Here is an 18,424-nt window from a genome sequence, read left to right as displayed (position 1 = left end):
CTTATATATTAAAAATTCTTGTAATATTCTCTTTTGCAAAGCCAGCACTTCCTGTCATTCCTTTTCCTCCAATCCCGGTTATGATATGGATATTACTACCTATCGTTTCCTGAAACACGTCCTTCGTTTTACACTGAGAATACATCCCATACCATCGATTTTGAATATCATAAGTTGGTAAATCAATGATTTTTTGTGCCTCAGAAATCATAAAATCATCTATATTCATATCTAAATCATATCCCAAATCTTCTATATGTTTTGCATCGGCATATTCATGAGAATCTCCAACAATTACAGATCCGTCTGGCGCCTGTTTAAACAAAATATGTACTCCCCATTTTTTCTGAAGTGAATCTGGATCTTCCTGTGATTTAATCCCTGAAAAGGAAGCACACTCGGTAAATGCTTCATAACGCCGTATTGACCATCCTGTTAGAATATTTCCTGGCAATTGATATCCCGATTGAGGTTTAGTTTGAAGCATTTGTAATTTTGTTACTTCGAGATCACTTTCACTGAAAAGCTTTGGGTATAGGTTTTTAAACTCGTTTCCATTACAGATGATCACTTTTTCGGCTTCAAAAACTTCTTCAGAAGAAGAGGTAACTTTTACTGTTGTATTTACTTCCTCACAAGAGATTACATTTTGATTAGTAAAATAGGTCAGATTCATATGTTTCACCATAAAATCCTGCAATCGATGAATCATTTCTCTGGATTCTACAGTAACTTCCTCTGGGAAGAATAATCCTGCTTCTATATAATCCGATCGCAATCCCGGATATTTTTTCAAGCATTCTTCCTTTGTTAATACTACTGAGGTGTATTGGTTGTTCTTGTTAATTTGATGAAGTTCTTCGATAAGCTCTACTTCTTCGTGATTTGAAGCCAGATATACTGATCCATTTTCTCGAAGAGTAATATCAAATTGTTGCTGAATCTCTTTATAAATTTTTAAACTTTCCCTACCATAGGTTTGCCATTTGGTATTCATCCCAGATGGAACTACTTGTCCAAAATTTTGAGTCGTAGCTCCTTGTGGTCTTCTATTTTTTTCTAGTAAGGCTACCTGTAATCCATTTTGCAGTGCATGATATGCATGAAACGTACCTAGCACTCCACCTCCTACAATAATGAGGTCATATTTTTTCATAATGTAATTCTGTTTGTATTGTTTTTAATCGAGTTTGATATGCATTTTTAAAATAAAGCAAAGACCCCAGTATGCAGAATACTCCTAATACTGTTACACCATATGCCCCATAAATAAAAAAGTCTAGCCATGTTAAATTTGCTTGTCCAAAATTTTTATATAGCAAAGCAGATATGCTGCCTAAATACCCAAAAGAATCTGCTATATAGATTAAGAACCCCGCATTACCTTTTACCTTAAATGCAGCTATAAATCGATCAAAAAACAGGCAATTAAAAGGAACATAACAAATGTAGAGTCCAAAACCACAAATCACCATCCAGATAAAAGGGTTTAATATTTCTAACTGAAATAGTAGCGTAGAAACTCCAATACACAGGATACCTGTTAAAATCAAAAGATGATAGATATACAAAGCTTTTGCATTGTTTTTGATATAGAATGTACTTCCTAAGAGTAATAAGACCACTACAGCAATGATAGTTTCTGAAGTGGTATATACCGATATATCCCCCTGATAACCGATACTATCCCAAAGTTCTCGAGCAAAATTATCTCTAAAATCTCTAAATGCAGTTAAAATCGTATAAAACACTACAATTCCTATAATAGGTACAAGAAAGGAGTATAACAGATTTTTTCTATCTATTGAAGACATTGGCATACGAGCAGAGCGCATTTTCTTATCTTCTTCAGTAGTACCCGGTAGCTTTTCTAACAACCATGCAAAAAACACTAATGGGATTATGAATAATGCCCCTGTGGTTGCGGGCATCCAAAACTGAGATATCTCCCAGGTATTCATAAGATATAAGCCAATAGATTTTACAATTCCGCTAGATACAATAAAACTTGAGCATAGAGCTACTCCAAGTATTTCTGTAAACTTTCGTCCTTCTAAATACGAGAACACAATACCCCATATCATTCCTAGTGGTAAGCCATTAAAAAATAAAGAAACCGCATTGTATGGTCCAGGAAGGATCGCAAAAAGTAGTAATGCTAATTCTGCAAAAAGAATTAACCCAATTAGATAAAATATACGCTTTCCTCTTTTTAATTCTGAAATTATTTTAATCCCAAAAAACTTTGATAAAGTATATCCAAGCACTTGAGCAATAATCAATATGATTTTGTAATCTATATTGAAAACAGAAAAACCCTCAAAAGTCGCAACACTAAATGGCTTTCTAAATGCATACATACAAAAATATGCTCCGAAAGAAGCAATACAAGCATGTAAGATAAATTTTAGATTAGATAATTTAGTTTCTTTCAAATTTTTACAATTAGTAAATATTAAGCTTCAAAAATGAAAAATATTTTACTATTTGTAAAATTATGGAGTTTAAGAAATATTTACCATAGTTTTGATTAATTGTAAAATTCAGATTAAAAACATTTCCAAAATAAAGACCATTAATAACGAATTCTTAATCTTGAAAAGGAGGTTGAAATCATTCTAAACGAATCACTATACAATACAGAAACCTATTTTTTCTCATTCTCCACACAACTTACACCATTGATAATCAATAAATAAAAAATCAATTTAAAGTATTTTTTAAAAATTAATTGATAGATAGTATGGTTAGAATTGAGTATTTTTAATACTACTAACTAATAACTTATTCTCTTGAATATATGTGCTAACATTAGTTTTCTAAAGAAATTAATCTATTTAATAAACTAGTAGAATACTCTATTGCATTACCTACACAAGGTATAATAGTATAAATCAAAGCCTATTTGCCTTTATACTAGAGTTTGTTTTTTTTGCAAACAACAACACCTATAACGAAGTGATTATTAGTCAGTTTTATCTGAAGAATAAAAACAAATTTTATGAACAGATGAAAGTCTTGCTAAAGTTTTGAGACCAAATACAATATTTATTCTGATCAAGATCAAAATAAATTCTACCTAACCTAATAAAAAAATAGATGAAGCAACCTGTCTTAATAGCACAACTTGGTAATTTAGAAAATAAAGAACCTGTACACGCCTTGATAAATGGATTAGATTTGGTCATTGTAAAATATGATGATGAAATTTCTGTATTATACGGAAGGTGTTTACACAGAGGAGCGCTTATGGCAGATGGCCACATCGATGGACATAATCTTATCTGCGGAGTACATGGTTGGGATTATCGCTATGATACTGGTGTTTCTGAGTATAACAACAGCGAGGTTTTACATAAATTTAGCACAAAAACAGAAGGAGACAACCTCTATGTAGATGAAGTTGAAATCAACTCTTATATCGCAGATCACCCACAACCATTTAACCGTGAAGAATATCTCGGTGCTTATGCAGATACTCATCCTGAAGAAACCGAACCCTATACAGGTTATATTAAAGAATTAGCTAAAAACGGTTTAAAAAATCTGGGACATCATGGATTCTCTGCATCAATGGGAGTAGATCGAAATACGTTACCAAAATGGAATGATATCCAATTTCTACCGGCTCAGCTAGCCAACCGACCTTTATTAGACCATGAAGAAGTAGCTACCAAAGTAATTATTGGCCCCAATGCCCAAAAACCTTTATCTATTGATATTCCTTTATTTGTAAGTGATATGAGTTTTGGGGCACTTTCTAGAGAAGCAAAAATAGCATTGTCACGCGGAGCAGAAATGGTAGGGACCGGTATCTGCTCGGGAGAAGGTGGTATGCTACCACAAGAACAGGAAAATAACACCAAATATTTTTATGAATTAGCCTCGGCACAATTCGGATTTTCGTGGGATAAATTAGATAAAGTACAGGCTTTTCATTTTAAAGGAGGGCAAGGTGCCAAAACAGGAACAGGAGGACATCTTCCCGGGAGTAAAGTAAGTAAAGAGATTGCAGAAGTTAGAGGATTACAGGAAGGACAGACCGCAATTTCACCAGCTACCTTTCCGGATTTTCATGGTGTACAAGATTTCAAAGCTTTTGCAGATCAGGTACGTGAACGAACCGGTGGTATCCCCATTGGTTTTAAGATTGCTGCCAGTCATATCGAAAAAGACATACAGTTTGCTCTAGATGTAGGCGTAGATTACATCATTCTGGATGGTCGTGGTGGAGGAACAGGTTCTGCTCCTACTATTTTGCGTGATAATATTAATGTTCCTACCATACCTGCACTCGCAAGAGCACGAAAATATCTTGATAAAGTAGGCGCAAACGACGTAACACTAATTATTACCGGAGGACTTCGTATTGCCGAAGATTTTGCAAAAGCAATGATGCTGGGAGCAGATGCTGTTGCCGTATCTAACTCTGCTTTACAGGCAATTGGGTGCCTGGGGATGCGTGCTTGCGGAAGTAATAATTGCCCTGTAGGGATTGCAACACAAAAAGAATCTTTAAGAAGCAGAATGATTATAGAATCTTCTGCCAAACAACTACATAATTATTTTGATGCGACCAATGATCTTATCAAGGTTATTGCAAGAGCTTGTGGATATGATAATATTTCAAAATTTAATCATGATGACCTTTCAACTTTTGATCACGACATGCACAGATTAACAGGTATTAATTATGCTGGTGTTATGTAATAAGAACCTAGTTTAAAACAGTAAAAAATAAATTTTTCTAACGAAGACTAACTAATAAATCAACAAAATATGACTACTCAAATGCATTTAGCAGCGCAATACCTGGCAGCTGCAGGAATTAGCTTTCTAGAAAAGAAAAGTGATGATAGCCACACTAATCTGGGGTTTTCTATAGAAAAAGGAACTTTATACACCAGACCTCTTAATTCATCTGGAGACTTACTGTCTCTTAATTACCATCTTTTCGCATTAGAGTGGACTAGTCATAATACAATAAAGACATTGCAATTAAACGGTACTTCGCATGCAGAAGTTTTACAATGGATAAGACGTATGGCAAAAGATAGTGATATCAATACGCCTTACACCTATGCTCTGCATTATGAGTTGCCTTATACGATAACAGATGACTACATCTACACACTGAAAGATCTAAGTAGATTACGAGAACTGGTAGCATTTAGAAAATTATCCAAATCTGCTATCCAAGAATTTTTACAAAACAATCAATTAAGTTCTGAAATTAGAATATGGCCTCACCACTTTGACACAGGTGCTTTTGCTTCTTTAGAAGACGAATCTGGCCTCGCCATAGGTCTGGGACTTGCCATTCCTGATACAATGTGTAATGATTATTATTTCTACATCAGTGGATATCAAGGCCATGATGGTCTAAACACTTCTGATTTCAAACCGTTAACAACAGGAAAATGGTATAATGAAGGATTTAAAGGTGCTGTTTTACCCATTTCTGAAGTAGATAAAACTACAATTATTGCCTTTTTTGAAGAAGCATTTACGGCATATAAAAATTAAACACTATGGAACATTGGTATATCCCGGCAACTATAATACCTGGTATTGGGCTTTTGATATTATCTACTTCTAATCTATTAGTTAATCTAAGTACCGAGATTAAAACCTTAATTGTAGAAGTAACACTCAAAGAAGTCCTCATTACACGTAAACTTAAACAGCTTAAGTTATTAAACAATGCTATGGTTTTCTTGTATGTCGCAGTGGCCAGTTTTGTTATTTCTGCATTAGTTTCTGGGGTATATAGAAGTGTAGAAACCAGTTTTGACTCTGCCATATACATTACTATAGCAGGCATTATCAGTGCTTTATTAGGTCTGATTGCACTAATCGTATATTCATTTAGAGCCGTAAAAATCAGGCAAGACCAATTTAATAACAAATGTTAACACCAAAAAATAATCGATCATGACTTCAGAAATATATTAATATAAAACTTTAGAAAACATGTTACAATCTTTCAGCATCATTTTTGCTATTGCTGCTTTCTTCAACTTTATGAACTATAAGTGGCTTAAACTACCTACTACTATTGGGTTGATGCTGATGAGTTTGGCTACAATCTTAATCATAACCATTAGCAAAAGTATCATCCCAGAATTCTATCAGTTTTTTTGTGATATTGTTACTAATTCTAATTTCAGATCTTTACTATTAGATGGGATCTTAAGTTTTCTTCTTTTTGCAGGAGCATTGCATGTAAACATTGACGAATTAGCAAAAGAAAAATGGCCGATCCTTTTATTTGCAACACTCGGCGTACTAATTTCTACTATTATTGTAGGTGGATTAACTTTTGGAGCTACACAACTAATTGGTCTTGAACTTCCTTTTCTGCATGCCCTATTATTTGGCTCGTTGATTTCTCCAACAGATCCAATTGCCGTAATGGCGATTCTTAAAAAGGCCAATATCGCTAAAAATCTGGGTATCAAAATTGAAGGAGAATCCCTTTTTAATGATGGTATCGGAGTTGTAGTTTTCTCTGCTATATTGATTCTTGCAGGGATGGGAGAGCACCCGATAGAAGGTTCTATAACCTCTGAAATAGGCAAACTTTTTCTTGAAGAAGCTATTGGCGGAATATTATATGGAGGACTTCTTGGTTTTATTGGATATCAATCTATCAAATCTGTAAAAGACAATCCTCAATTGGCGGTAATGATTAGCCTGGCAATTGTAATGGGTGGTTATGCATTTGCATCTCTTATCCATGTTTCTGGCCCACTAGCTATGGTAGTTGCAGGAATGATCATTGGAAATAAATTAAATATTGCTACAAATAAAGGGGCAACCAGAAAAATGCTTAATGACATTTGGGAAGTACTTGATGATGTTTTTAATGGTATTTTATTTGTACTTATCGGATTAGCCATTCATTTATTAAAATTTAATCTGGATCATTTAATCCTGGGAAGTATAGCTATCCTGATTGTATTGATTTCGCGATTCATTTCTGTATTTATTCCTTATTCTTTGTTGAAACATTCAGAAAATAACCCAATAAAAACGGTGACTATATTAACCTGGGGAGGATTAAGAGGCGGGATTTCTATCGCATTGGCATTAAGTTTAGACGATAATCCTTCTTCAGAAATAATTCTATATATAACATATGTGGTTGTATTATTTTCTATAATCGTTCAAGGGTTAAGTATAGGGAAATTAGTAAAGAAACTATACGATTAACCAACCATAAAATCACCGTTATACAAGGTTAGTTATACTTATTAGCTTTTCCATATCTTTAATCATGATTATATTTTCTCGGATCTCAATAATTCTCTCCTCCTTAAAATCATGCAATACTCGAACTAAAGACTCAATCGATGTTCCCACTATATTACTGTGGTCTTTCCTTGATAATTTAACTCCAACATTCATAATTGATTCTTCATTAAAGAATTCTTCCAGTTTTATGATAGACAGAGCAGTTCGTTCTCTAACACTATGCTGAGCCAGAATCTTAGAATTATTTAAAAATACCCCAAACTCATGACTAATATTTTGTAATAAACGATTTAACATGTCTCGATTATTTTCTATGATCGAAAAGAAAATGTGTTTAGGAATTAAATAAAATATACATTCTGTTAAACAAGCAGCAGAATGAGAATAGGTTTCATTACATAATATATTATGATGGCCAAGAATTCTATTTTCTCCTACCAAATGAAAAATATGCTCTTTTCCATTTAACCCAGTAGCATATTTTTTTACTTTTCCTTGCTTTAATATATATACCACAGTCGGTATTGATCCTTCATGAAACAATACCTGACCTTTTTTAAGCTTAAGAACAGTTTTTTTTTCTTCAATTATTTCTAATACATCATCTGGAATACATTGTAAAAACGATTCTTGTATAAATGAATATTGCTTATTGGGGAAAAGAGCACTAATCATAGGGTATAATTATTTAGTGAATCTTATTTAAAATGGGATTTGATTCAAAAATTAACATTTTTTATGTTAATTTAACGTAAAAAGCATGATTTTATTGCAAAAGCAAGACTACTTTATATTGTGTCTTAATAGCAGAAAGAGAGATCAATGTAATGGTATACATTATCTTAACCATAAAGAAAAGGCTCCCCTTATTTCTAAAGACAACCTCTTCTCTCAATTTAGGTTAGTGATGGGGAAACTTAACCTTTAATCATCATTAGAACGAACTATTCTTCCATTCAATGCTTGAACTGGTCTGAAATTTTCATGCATGATATGCTCAAATTGCTCTAACTGTGCATGTGATGCCTGGATAGGTTGTTTAACCACATACCAGGTAACAATTTCTGAACAGGCAGGAGTTGTTAAAGAACCACTATAGGTGTAAAAATCCATAGTATCAGGAAGTATATCGACTATATGATACTCCTCATTACTTGTGTAATATTCATCCTCATCTTCCGGAAGATTATCCATAAACTGAGACAAAAGTTCATTTTCTGCTCCTTCGATAAAGAAAATACCGACTACTGCCAACAAACCCGTAGTTGGGTTTCTGTGTACCAAATGCATCTCCATAGGATATCTATTTCCATCTACAGTATGCTCACTACCTGTATGAAAGTGGAACTGTAAAAGATCGTAATCAATATTGTTTAATGAAGCCGAACTACCAGGAGTATAATCAAAACGTAAAGTATGACCATTATTAACAATAGTTGTAGTACTTGTAGTATAATTGGTATTGATATTATTAATATCATCCACATCATCTGCATCATCTGTTACAATATCAATTGGAGACTGTGCATTACCAGCGCAATCTTTCCAATCTTCGCCGCAAAGATCAGCCCAGAATGCTGGACCTTCTTGTCCTTCGTACTCAAAATGACAATCTGATGAACTTTTTCGACCAAAAAAGATGTTCCCTAAATTTGTCTCGTCATTTTTATGAATATCCTGATTAACATTTTGATCCAGAATATCTGTTTTTTCATTCTCACAGGACGCTAATCCATAGATTAAAACCAAAGTAAATAAATACTTAAAAAAAATTGATTTCATAATAAGTTGAATTTGTGTTTACTATTCTGCCAAAAGTATTAGATGCCTAGAATTAAAAGTCAATATTCGTCAAATCAAGAATTGATTTATATCAACTATTGGTTTGATATAAATCAATTAGTTATAAACACAATGCAACTTATACATTAAAAAAACATCTCATCTCAAATTAATTGCTTACCTAAAATTAGCTGCTGTAATTATTTTTTTTGTATCCTTAATAATAATCGTGTTTTTTTCAATTTCTATAATTTGTTCTTTTTTAAAATCATGTAGTACCCTTATCAAAGATTCAATTGAGGTGCCTACTAAATTGCTATGATCCTTTCTTGATAAATTGAAACAACCTTTCTCTTCAAAGAATTCGTCTAATCTTAGTATCGATAGAGCAGTTCGTTCTCTAACACTATGCTGAGCCAGAATTTTAGAGTTATTAATAAACACTCCAAACTCATGGCTAATATTTTTTAAAAGACTATGAAGTATTTCTTGATTATTTTCGATTATTGAGAAGAAAATTTCTTTGGGTATTAAATGAAATAAGCAATCGGTAAGACAAGCTGCAGAATGAGAATATTTCTCTTTACAAAGCAAATTATGATGACCAAGAATTCCGTTTTCCCTAATTAGGTAAAAAATATGTTCTTTACCATTTAATCCTGTAGCATATTTCTTTATTTTTCCTTTTTTTAATATATATACCCCACTAGGGATAGTACCCTCATAAAACAAGACTTGTCCTTTTTTTAGTCGTATAGGAATTATATTTTCTTCTATAAAAGAAGAAACATCATCCGGGATCATTTCAAAAATATCAGAACTCATAAAAGAATATCGTTCATGAGAAAAAAGAGTATTGATCATAATATTTAAGTTGAGTTTTGTTTGTCTAAAACAAGTCAAGCTTAAAATACCCTACTTTTATTTTTATTTTTTTATCCTTAAAGAAAAAAGGAGGTACTACCAAATGGCAATTCCTCCTTTTACAACTATCAAAAATGGTATCCCTAAATTCTAATTATTAGTATTAACAATCCTTCCATTCAATGCTTGAATTGGTCTGAAATTTTCGTGCATGATATGCTTAAATTGTTCTAACTGCGTATACGATGCCTGAATAGGTTGTTTAACCACATACCAGGTAACAATTTCTGAACATGCAGGAGTTGTTAAAGAACCGCTATAGGTATAAAAATCCATAGTATCAGGAAGCATATCGGCTATATGATACTCCTCATTACTTATGTAATATTGATCTTTATGCTCGGGGAGATTATCCATAAATTGAGACAGCACTTCGTTTTCTGCTCCTTCGGTAAAGAAAATACCGACTACTGCCAGTAAACCCGTAGTTGGGTTTCTGTGTACCAAATGCATCTCCATAGGATATCTATTTCCATTTATAGTATGCTCACTACCAGTATGAAAGTGAAACTGTAAAAGATCGTAATCAATATTGTTTAATGAAGCCGAACTACCAGGAGTATAATCAAAACGTAAAGTATGACCATTATTAACAATAGTCGTAGTACTTGTAGTATAGTTGGTATTGATATTATTAATATTATCTGCGTCATCTGCATCATCGGTTATAATATCGATGGGAGACTGTGCATTACCAGCACAATCTTTCCAATCTTCGCCGCAAAGATCAGCCCAGAATGCTGGCCCTTCTGGTCCTTCGTACTCAAAATGACAGTCTGATGAACTTTTTCGCCCAAAAAAGATGTTCCCTAGATTTGTCTCGTCATTTTTATTAATATCCTGATTAACATTTTGATCCTGAATATCTGTCTTTTCATTCTCACAAGAAGCTAATCCATAAATTAAAGCCAAAGTAAATAAATACTTAAAAAAATTTGATTTCATAATGTGTTGAGTTTATAATTTTATGTGTTCAAAAATATGGGCTTGTTATTATTTTTTGTGCAAAATCCATCAATCAAGAATATGATATTTATCAATTAATTTATTGACTATTGAATGGTTTAAACCGGAATAAATCGATATTTTTAAAGTATTAACTATCACACAAAACTTATGACACAATCCTCTAACCCACGACATAGATTAATTACTATTTTAAAGCTCTCTACTTTTCTTATTTTTTTGGGTAGAGCCTATCAACACATTGTATGGGATGCCCCTTACAGAACTTTTTTATGGGACGAAAGTATTCTAAAAAGTAGTATTGAAAATATTTTTGGTACCCCCTGGAATAATTACGTGACCAGCCTATCTGCTGCTAATTCTATTTCTTTTTCTATAAAAGTAATAGGCATCTTTTATCTCATTTGTGCTATCATTACTTTAATGATAAAACCCAACATGAAAAAAACAGGTAAATTCTTTCTAATTGGTGGAAGTATTGGCCTTTTTATTTTAGCGCTTTTGTATTGTAAAGAGAAGTTTTTACATGTAGGGCAATTTTTTGAATATACAATTCAATTTATGACTCCGGTACTTCTTTATATGGTATTATTTACTTCTATCGAGTTTAAAAAGATACGCTTAATTGCTCTTATTGCTATTGCACTTACATTTAGTTGTCATGGTTTGTATGCTATCGGATATTATCCCAGACCAGGTAGTTTTATCGACATGACACTTAACACCTTACCTATTAGCGAACCTAGTGCACATGCCATGCTAAAAATTGCAGGCATCCTTGATTTTGTAGTAGCTATTGCTATTTTTATTCCCAGAATATCTTATGCTGCTTTAGTATATGCCTTTGTATGGGGAGGGCTGACCGCTATAGCCCGGCTAGTAGGTCATTTTCACATTGCTTTTTTATGGAACTCATTTAGTCAATGGACCTGGGAAATGTTGATTAGACTGCCTCATGGTTTAATTCCCTTGTTTGTGATGATTGCAGATCGTCCTAATTTAAGTTATCTAAAGAAACTTTCTTTTAGAAAAACCCCTCAGACTGTATAATTCATTTCACCATTATAACTTCATAAATAACCCTCGGGATAAACCCCGAGGGTTATATTAGAATAAGTTCAGTTAATTATCTTTATATAATACGTCATACTCTTTCTCCTTACTTTAATTTTTAATGAATTGAGCTACAATTTTTGTTAGGCTATAGGATTGAGCACTTTGAAATGGGAAATGAATTTCATACTAACCTTCTTTCTTCATAATATGATCAATCATCAAGCTTAAAAAAACGACGATATTCGTTGAGCAAATCTTAGAGTATTAACTCTTCTTAGAATAAAAAAACTGCCTGAACGTATGCTCAGGCAGTTTACGACTAGTAAGAAAGATATTTTATCTTTTAATAAACTTCTTACTTTCCTCTCCTTCTCTTGTTTTGATAACAATGAAATATACCCCTGCATTTAATTTATCAATAGTATAGGTTGTAGTTTCTGATTTAAAGTATATTTTATCAACCACCCTTCCGAACATATCTCTGATGATAGCTTCAGACCTATTGACCTTAGTATAATTAGGGTATTTGATGTGTAATACACCAGATTCTATCGGATTTGGATGAATTTCCAGTTTTTTCTCTACAACACTGTTTTCGTCTGCAAATGAAGTGTCATTTCTTTGAGCAACAGCTGCGATAGTATGTGGATTGTCAATAGTCACAAGACTACCTCCTGTAGGATTCCAAACATCGATATTGGTAGGTAAGACAAACAAGTTGTTATCACTCACCTGTCCAACACTGCTGGCATTATCTACTTTAATAGTTCTAAGTTCTATCTTATTCTTATCAATCCATAACCACTTAAACTGGTTAAACGATGCTGCAGCTCTTGTCCAGTTTTTGGTATCAGAAGCATTACGTAAGGGAGCTCCCCAACATCCTTCACCAACATAAACAGCTCGTTTAGGATCGGTATCCACTCTTACAAACCCTTCATCACTTCCTGAACCTGTCGAAGGTTTGATTGGCCAGGTACGTTTCACCACATGAGAATCACTCTCCATTACCAATTGTACGGCATGAGTATAAAAAGGTTTAGACCATGCTTCATACTGATCGTTCTGTTCTGATTTGCCAGGTTCATGAGGCCTGGTTGCTCTATGATACTGAGCCACAGCCCAGGTGTGACTAGCAGAATTGGATGCTAAATCATTAGCCAACCAAGTTCCCTGTGTACCTGCTGGGGTTACCTCTGTGTTTAAGGTATAAGTTCTTATCAAATTCCCTCCAAAACTCAATGCATAATATTCTCCTCCTGCAGCAGTAGGAATATCAAAAAGATCTCTAATATCATTAGAGCTTTCATGATTACCTCGTGCCGCTACAACCGGAATAATTCTTCCATCAGCACCGATAGTCAATTGCCAGTCATCAAACCAGTTTTGCCATTGGGAGCTAGATGATGAACTTGTCATATCTCCTCCAAATAGCACTGCGTGTGGTCTGATCTTAGCAACAAGTCTATTAGCATTTTGTCGTGGAGTACGATTGTTTCGGGAATCTCCTCCAGCTATAATTGACAATCGAGTATTGGGATCGCTAGGCGCAGTTTTAAACCAGAATCTTTTAGAAACTCCTTCACTATCTTTGATCACAAAATAATAAGCAGTATCTGCCTGAAGCCCTGTTAATCTAGCATAGTTATTATTCATCCCTTTACTAGAAACTGTTCTATCTACAGTTTTGCTAAATGGATATGACGCAGCATTACTTCCAAAATCTGTTGTACCATAATGCACAACCGGATTCGTTCCTCGTACCTGGTTCCATCCTACAACCATAGTCGTAGACGTATTACCTCTCCAGGTTAATCGATACTTTTCTGTTGATGTACTGATCACTGGAGTTTCAGTAAAGGTTGCTGTTACTGTTTTATCAGAACTCATTGTCACAGATCCCGGGTTGGTATTGCCTGATAAAGCACCCGACCATCCGCTAAAATCCCATCCTGATGCAGCAGTAGCTGTAACAGTAACCGAGGTTCCTGAGTTGTAGGTCCCACCACCACTTACGGTTCCTTGCCCTATCGTATTTGTAGTTAAGGTATATTGAACAACATTTGTTGTGGTAACATTTGCAGCAGTGCTATTTGTAGACACATTACCAGCAGCATCTTTGGCTCGTACTGTAAAACTATAAGTAGTATTCGCTGTAAGACCACTAACACTATACGTAGTACTAGTTGATGAACCAATACTTGCTCCATCCTGATATACATCATACCCTGTAACTCCTACATTATCTGTAGAGGCGTCCCAACTAAGATCTACCGATGTATTTGCAATATTAGAAGCCGTTAAATTTGCAGGTACAGTTGGTGCTTGTGTATCTGGAACGATAGATATGATTTTTACATTATCGATCGCTATATCACTACTCCATCCTGATCCTGTAGTTGCTTTAAATTGTAACTTGATTACAGATCCAGCATATGAAGTAAGTGCAACAGTAGCTTGGTTCCAAACATCTCCCTGGCTACCATTCTTTGACCAGATTGAAGTATACGTAACTCCATCATCGGTACTTGCTAAAACTTCCATATTACCCATAGCAGTTCCTTGCATGTGGTATCCAAATTCTAATGATCCATTAGGAACTCCTGTCAAATCTATACATGGACTGTTTAATAGAGCTACTTTATTTGGACTACCTGCCGGAGTAACATTGGTCGAAGCTTCGGTATACAGATAGAATGAACCATCTTGCCCACTTGCAGGACCAGTACCATTAGATGGGGTTCCTCCTGAATCTCGGGTCCAATCGATATCATCACCTGTAGCATTGGTCCAAACTCCTATACCAGACTCGAAACTCTCACTGTATGGAAAACTACTAATCCCGGTACAGGCTGGAATAGCTGTAGTAGTAATATTAGCAACATTACTGTTTCCTGATACATTACCCGCTGCATCTTTAGCTTTTACCGTAAAACTATATGCTGTAGAAGCAGTAAGACCGGTAACATTAAAACTAGTGGTTGTTGATGTCCCTATACTATTACTTCCCTGAAAAATCTCGTATCCCGTAACTCCTATATTATCTGTAGAAGCACTCCAGGATAAATCTGCTGTTGTTGCTCCAATATTGGAAGCTGCTAAACTTGCCGGAGCACTTGGTGCTTGCGTATCGGGTGTTGTAGAAATGATCTTTACATTATCGATCGCTATATCACTACTCCATCCTGATCCTGTGGTTGCTTTAAATTGTAACTTGATTACAGATCCAGAATATGTCGCAAGAGATACAGTTGCTGGGTTCCAAACATCTCCCTGGCTACCATTCTTTGACCAGATTGAAGTATACGTAACTCCATTATCGGTACTTGCCAAAACTTCCATATTACCCATAGCAGTTCCCTGCATGTGGTATCCAAATTCTAATGAAATGCCTGTAACTCCTGTTAAGTCTATACAAGGACTGTTTAATAAAGCAACCTTATTTGGACTACCTGCCGGGGTAACATTGGTCGAAGCTTCGGTATACAGATAGAATGAACCATCTTGCCCACTTGCAGGACCAGTACCATTAGATGGGGTTCCTCCTGAATCTCGGGTCCAATCGATATCATCACCTGTAGCATTGGTCCAAACTCCTAAACCAGACTCGAAACTCTCACTGTATGGAAAACTGTTAACCCCAGCACACCCTGGAGTAGCTGTAGTAGTAATATTAGCAACATTACTGTTTCCTGATACATTACCCGCTGCATCTTTAGCTTTTACCGTAAAACTATATGCTGTTGAAGCAGTAAGACCGATAACATTAAAACCAGTGGTTGTCGATGTTCCTATACTACTACCTCCCTGAAAAATCTCATATTCGGTAACACCTATATTATCTGTAGAAGCACTCCAGGATAAATCTGCTGTTGTTGCTTCAATATTAGAAGCTGCTAAACTTGCCGGAGCACTTGGTGCTTGGGTATCGGGTGTTGTAGAAATGATCTTTACATTATCGATCGCTATATCACTACTCCATCCTGATCCTGTGGTTGCTTTAAATTGTAACTTGATGACAGATCCAGAATATGTCGCAAGAGATACAGTTGCTGGGTTCCAAACATCTCCCTGGCTACCATTCTTTGACCAGATTGAAGTATATGTAACTCCATTATCGGTACTTGCCAAAACTTCCATATTACCCATAGCAGTTCCCTGCATGTGGTATCCAAACTCTAATGAAATGCTTGTAACTCCTGTTAAGTCTATACAAGGACTGTTTAATAAAGCAACTTTATTTGGACTACCTGCCGGAGTAACATTGGTTGACGCTTCAGTATACAGATAGAATGAACCATCTTGCCCACTTGCAGGACCAGTACCATTAGATGGGGTTCCTCCTGAGTCTCGGGTCCAATCAATATCATCACCTGTAGCATTAGTCCAGACTCCTAAACCAGACTCAAAACTCTCACTGTATGGAAAACTACTAATCCCAGCACATGCTGGAATAGCTGTAGTAGTAATATTAGCAACATTACTGTTTCCTGATACATTACCTGCTGCATCTTTAGCTTTTACTGTAAAACTATATGCTGTTGAAGCAGTAAGACCTGTAACATTAAAACTAGTGGTTGTTGATGTTCCTATACTATTACCTCCCTGAAAAATCTCGTATCCGGTAACTCCTATATTATCTGTAGAAGCACTCCAGGATAAGTCTGCTGTTGTAGCTCCAATATTAGAAGCTGCTAAACTTGCCGGAGCACTTGGCGCCTGCGTATCTGCGCTTACTACAACTCCGTCAACAATCAATGAAAAGTCCTGAGATCCATTAGTCAATGTACCTTTATGAGTAACTGTAACGGTATATGTTCCTGCAGCCAAAACAGCATCTATTTTTTCGACATTATCTCTAAAATTATCTCCTTTTTGGGCAGGATCTGTATAGTTATTAAAACTTCCGTTAGGTACCATTACCCAGGGAGAATAGGTAGTATTGTTACCAGTCACACGAACATCCAGATCATTTACCAATACAGGTGTATTTCCCGAACCTATTGCTCCTGCGGGGTCATTCCATACGATAGTCAAAGCTAATGGGGTAGATCCATTAGAAATAATAGTTCTGGTATATGTACTTCCGTTATTTAAGGTTAACTCATCCATAATAGATGTGTTACCATTATTAGTGATCACCTGGGCAGCTCTTTCTGCATTCACCAGCCCCCATCCACTTGCAAAATCAGGACCATCATTGGCTCCCATTTCATCAGCAGTATCAATAATCAATCCTTTAGCCGTAGCAGCCCTCATATACACTCCGTTAATATTTTTATAGTGCTCTTGTAACAAAGCAATAGTACCTGCAGTTGCGGGAGTAGACATCGAAGTACCGCTCTTCGTACCATAATCTGTATTATTAGCACTATCAGAAGAATATACCGTAGTACCATTATTAGTAATATCTGGTTTAATTCTCCAATCATCAGAAGGACCGTAGGAACTAGATGAAGACATACTTACAGAAGAAGGCCCCGTATAGTTTAGTACATCATTACAATTTCCGACAACCAGTAAATTCTTTGCGAGTTGGTTTGTTTTTACTACTCCATAATTATTTCCACTATTTCCTGCAGATTTACAATGCAGGTAAAATGGAGCATTATGAGTAACTTCATCCATATCACGGGCAGTAGCGTCATAAACACCTGCCGAACCACTCGGAGTATTAGAGTTATTAGCCAAAATTCCTCCGGCAGCAGCAAATGAAGCCGCTTCTGTTACCATCCCAGAAGCTGTATAGTTTTTTATAGTTGCTCCAGAGGCCATTCCTCTGGCAGCTGGATCGGTACCACTTGCGATTAATGTTCCTCCTGTATGTGTCCCGTGGCTGGTAACAGATCCCCCATCACCTCCATTAGAAGCTCTGCCTCCAAATTCCTGATGAGTCGGTCTGGCATAACCACTTTCCCAAACACCTATTTCGATGCCAGAACCAGTAAGATTAAGTCCAGATGAACCTCCTGTCCAAATTTTATTTGTACGTCCAGAAGCGGCAGCATCAACATTATCATCATATGCATAAATGGCTTCACCTTTTTCATTAAAAGAATAAAAAACTCCTAATCGACCATCTGCAGTGGTCTTAGTAAGAGGAATTTTTTGATTAGTAATTTTGGCCCTATTCGCATTATTCACATTATTAGACCTGTCAACAATCCTTTGTAAGGCTTGTAAATTGGTCTGCTTTTTAATATTCTCTCGGTCATTCTGATTTTGTGCGTTAACGAATATCGAAAACAACAAAAAAGGAATAAGGAGGAATATGCTCTTCCTTGATTTCATGAGTTGAGTTTTAATTAATTAAGATTGTGTGTATAGAAAAATTAGCTTAAGATTTTTATCAGAAAAATCTTTTATGTCTAAAAAGACATTGAGTTCGGGGAATCATAATTTTCGTTTTGTTACTTCTGGTTTTTTGAGTATTCATAAG

The 18,424-nt window shown here is 35.3% G+C and carries 12 protein-coding genes; 5 read left to right on the top strand and 7 right to left on the bottom strand.

Annotated features, from left to right (window positions below; translation table 11 throughout):
- Position 1 precedes the first annotated feature (1 nt).
- Complete coding sequence (locus DK441_RS09180) at positions 2 to 1,159, bottom strand: TIGR03364 family FAD-dependent oxidoreductase (RefSeq protein ID WP_109098444.1); 1,158 nt, start codon at positions 1,157 to 1,159, stop codon at positions 2 to 4.
- A complete protein-coding gene (locus DK441_RS09175; RefSeq protein ID WP_109098443.1) occupies positions 1,143 to 2,435 on the bottom strand; it encodes a DUF5690 family protein in 1,293 nt (430 codons plus the stop codon). Before DK441_RS09175 ends, DK441_RS09180 begins: the two co-directional genes overlap by 17 nt.
- Positions 2,436 to 3,099: 664 nt before the next feature.
- Here DK441_RS09175 and DK441_RS09170 point away from each other — a divergent pair.
- From DK441_RS09170 to DK441_RS09155, 4 genes are all read left to right on the top strand, one after another.
- Complete coding sequence (locus DK441_RS09170; RefSeq protein ID WP_109098442.1) at positions 3,100 to 4,710, top strand: glutamate synthase-related protein; 1,611 nt, start codon at positions 3,100 to 3,102, stop codon at positions 4,708 to 4,710.
- 69 nt (positions 4,711 to 4,779) lie between these two features.
- On the top strand, positions 4,780 to 5,526 hold the full coding sequence (locus DK441_RS09165) for a hypothetical protein (protein ID WP_109098441.1): 747 nt from the start codon (positions 4,780 to 4,782) through the stop codon (positions 5,524 to 5,526).
- A 5-nt stretch (positions 5,527 to 5,531) separates the two neighbouring features.
- On the top strand, positions 5,532 to 5,915 hold the full coding sequence (locus DK441_RS09160; protein ID WP_109098440.1) for a hypothetical protein: 384 nt from the start codon (positions 5,532 to 5,534) through the stop codon (positions 5,913 to 5,915).
- Between the two features lie 58 nt (positions 5,916 to 5,973).
- Complete coding sequence (locus tag DK441_RS09155; RefSeq protein WP_109098439.1) at positions 5,974 to 7,215, top strand: sodium:proton antiporter; 1,242 nt, start codon at positions 5,974 to 5,976, stop codon at positions 7,213 to 7,215.
- A gap of 18 nt (positions 7,216 to 7,233) precedes the next feature.
- Here the strand turns inward: DK441_RS09155 and DK441_RS09150 are convergent, their stop codons facing one another.
- The 4 genes from DK441_RS09150 to DK441_RS09135 all read right to left on the bottom strand — a co-directional run bounded on the left by DK441_RS09150 (position 7,234) and on the right by DK441_RS09135 (position 10,908).
- Positions 7,234 to 7,932 carry a Crp/Fnr family transcriptional regulator gene (locus DK441_RS09150; protein WP_109098438.1) on the bottom strand — a complete coding sequence of 233 codons (699 nt, stop codon included), beginning with the start codon at positions 7,930 to 7,932 and terminating at the stop codon, positions 7,234 to 7,236.
- A 249-nt stretch (positions 7,933 to 8,181) separates the two neighbouring features.
- Complete coding sequence (locus DK441_RS09145) at positions 8,182 to 9,039, bottom strand: carbonic anhydrase (protein ID WP_109098437.1); 858 nt, start codon at positions 9,037 to 9,039, stop codon at positions 8,182 to 8,184.
- 177 nt (positions 9,040 to 9,216) lie between these two features.
- On the bottom strand, positions 9,217 to 9,903 hold the full coding sequence (locus DK441_RS09140; RefSeq protein ID WP_109098436.1) for a Crp/Fnr family transcriptional regulator: 687 nt from the start codon (positions 9,901 to 9,903) through the stop codon (positions 9,217 to 9,219).
- 150 nt (positions 9,904 to 10,053) lie between these two features.
- Positions 10,054 to 10,908 carry a carbonic anhydrase gene (locus tag DK441_RS09135; protein ID WP_109098435.1) on the bottom strand — a complete coding sequence of 285 codons (855 nt, stop codon included), beginning with the start codon at positions 10,906 to 10,908 and terminating at the stop codon, positions 10,054 to 10,056.
- Between the two features lie 171 nt (positions 10,909 to 11,079).
- Between DK441_RS09135 and DK441_RS09130 the strand changes: the two genes are divergently transcribed.
- On the top strand, positions 11,080 to 11,979 hold the full coding sequence (locus tag DK441_RS09130; protein WP_109098434.1) for a hypothetical protein: 900 nt from the start codon (positions 11,080 to 11,082) through the stop codon (positions 11,977 to 11,979).
- A gap of 342 nt (positions 11,980 to 12,321) precedes the next feature.
- Here DK441_RS09130 and DK441_RS09125 read toward each other — a convergent pair whose 3' ends face one another.
- Positions 12,322 to 18,276, bottom strand: coding sequence for a fibronectin type III domain-containing protein (locus DK441_RS09125; protein ID WP_109098433.1), 5,955 nt, complete (start codon positions 18,274 to 18,276; stop codon positions 12,322 to 12,324).
- Positions 18,277 to 18,424 lie beyond the last annotated feature (148 nt).

Origin of the sequence: Aquimarina sp. AU58 (genome assembly GCF_900312745.1) — a bacterium.
Taxonomy (GTDB): domain Bacteria; phylum Bacteroidota; class Bacteroidia; order Flavobacteriales; family Flavobacteriaceae; genus Aquimarina; species Aquimarina spinulae.
The sequence above is the reverse complement of the archived record's forward strand: the minus strand, read 5'-3'. Positions and strand labels throughout refer to the sequence as shown.

Coding starts and splice junctions, on each gene's coding strand:
- DK441_RS09170 (WP_109098442.1), top strand. CDS start 3,100: ATGAAGCAACCTGTCTTAATAGCACAACTTGGTAATTTAGAAAATAAA.
- DK441_RS09165 (WP_109098441.1), top strand. CDS start 4,780: ATGACTACTCAAATGCATTTAGCAGCGCAATACCTGGCAGCTGCAGGA.
- DK441_RS09160 (WP_109098440.1), top strand. CDS start 5,532: ATGGAACATTGGTATATCCCGGCAACTATAATACCTGGTATTGGGCTT.
- DK441_RS09155 (WP_109098439.1), top strand. CDS start 5,974: ATGTTACAATCTTTCAGCATCATTTTTGCTATTGCTGCTTTCTTCAAC.
- DK441_RS09150 (WP_109098438.1), bottom strand. CDS start 7,932: ATGATTAGTGCTCTTTTCCCCAATAAGCAATATTCATTTATACAAGAA.
- DK441_RS09145 (WP_109098437.1), bottom strand. CDS start 9,039: ATGAAATCAATTTTTTTTAAGTATTTATTTACTTTGGTTTTAATCTAT.
- DK441_RS09140 (WP_109098436.1), bottom strand. CDS start 9,903: ATGATCAATACTCTTTTTTCTCATGAACGATATTCTTTTATGAGTTCT.
- DK441_RS09135 (WP_109098435.1), bottom strand. CDS start 10,908: ATGAAATCAAATTTTTTTAAGTATTTATTTACTTTGGCTTTAATTTAT.
- DK441_RS09130 (WP_109098434.1), top strand. CDS start 11,080: ATGACACAATCCTCTAACCCACGACATAGATTAATTACTATTTTAAAG.
- DK441_RS09125 (WP_109098433.1), bottom strand. CDS start 18,276: ATGAAATCAAGGAAGAGCATATTCCTCCTTATTCCTTTTTTGTTGTTT.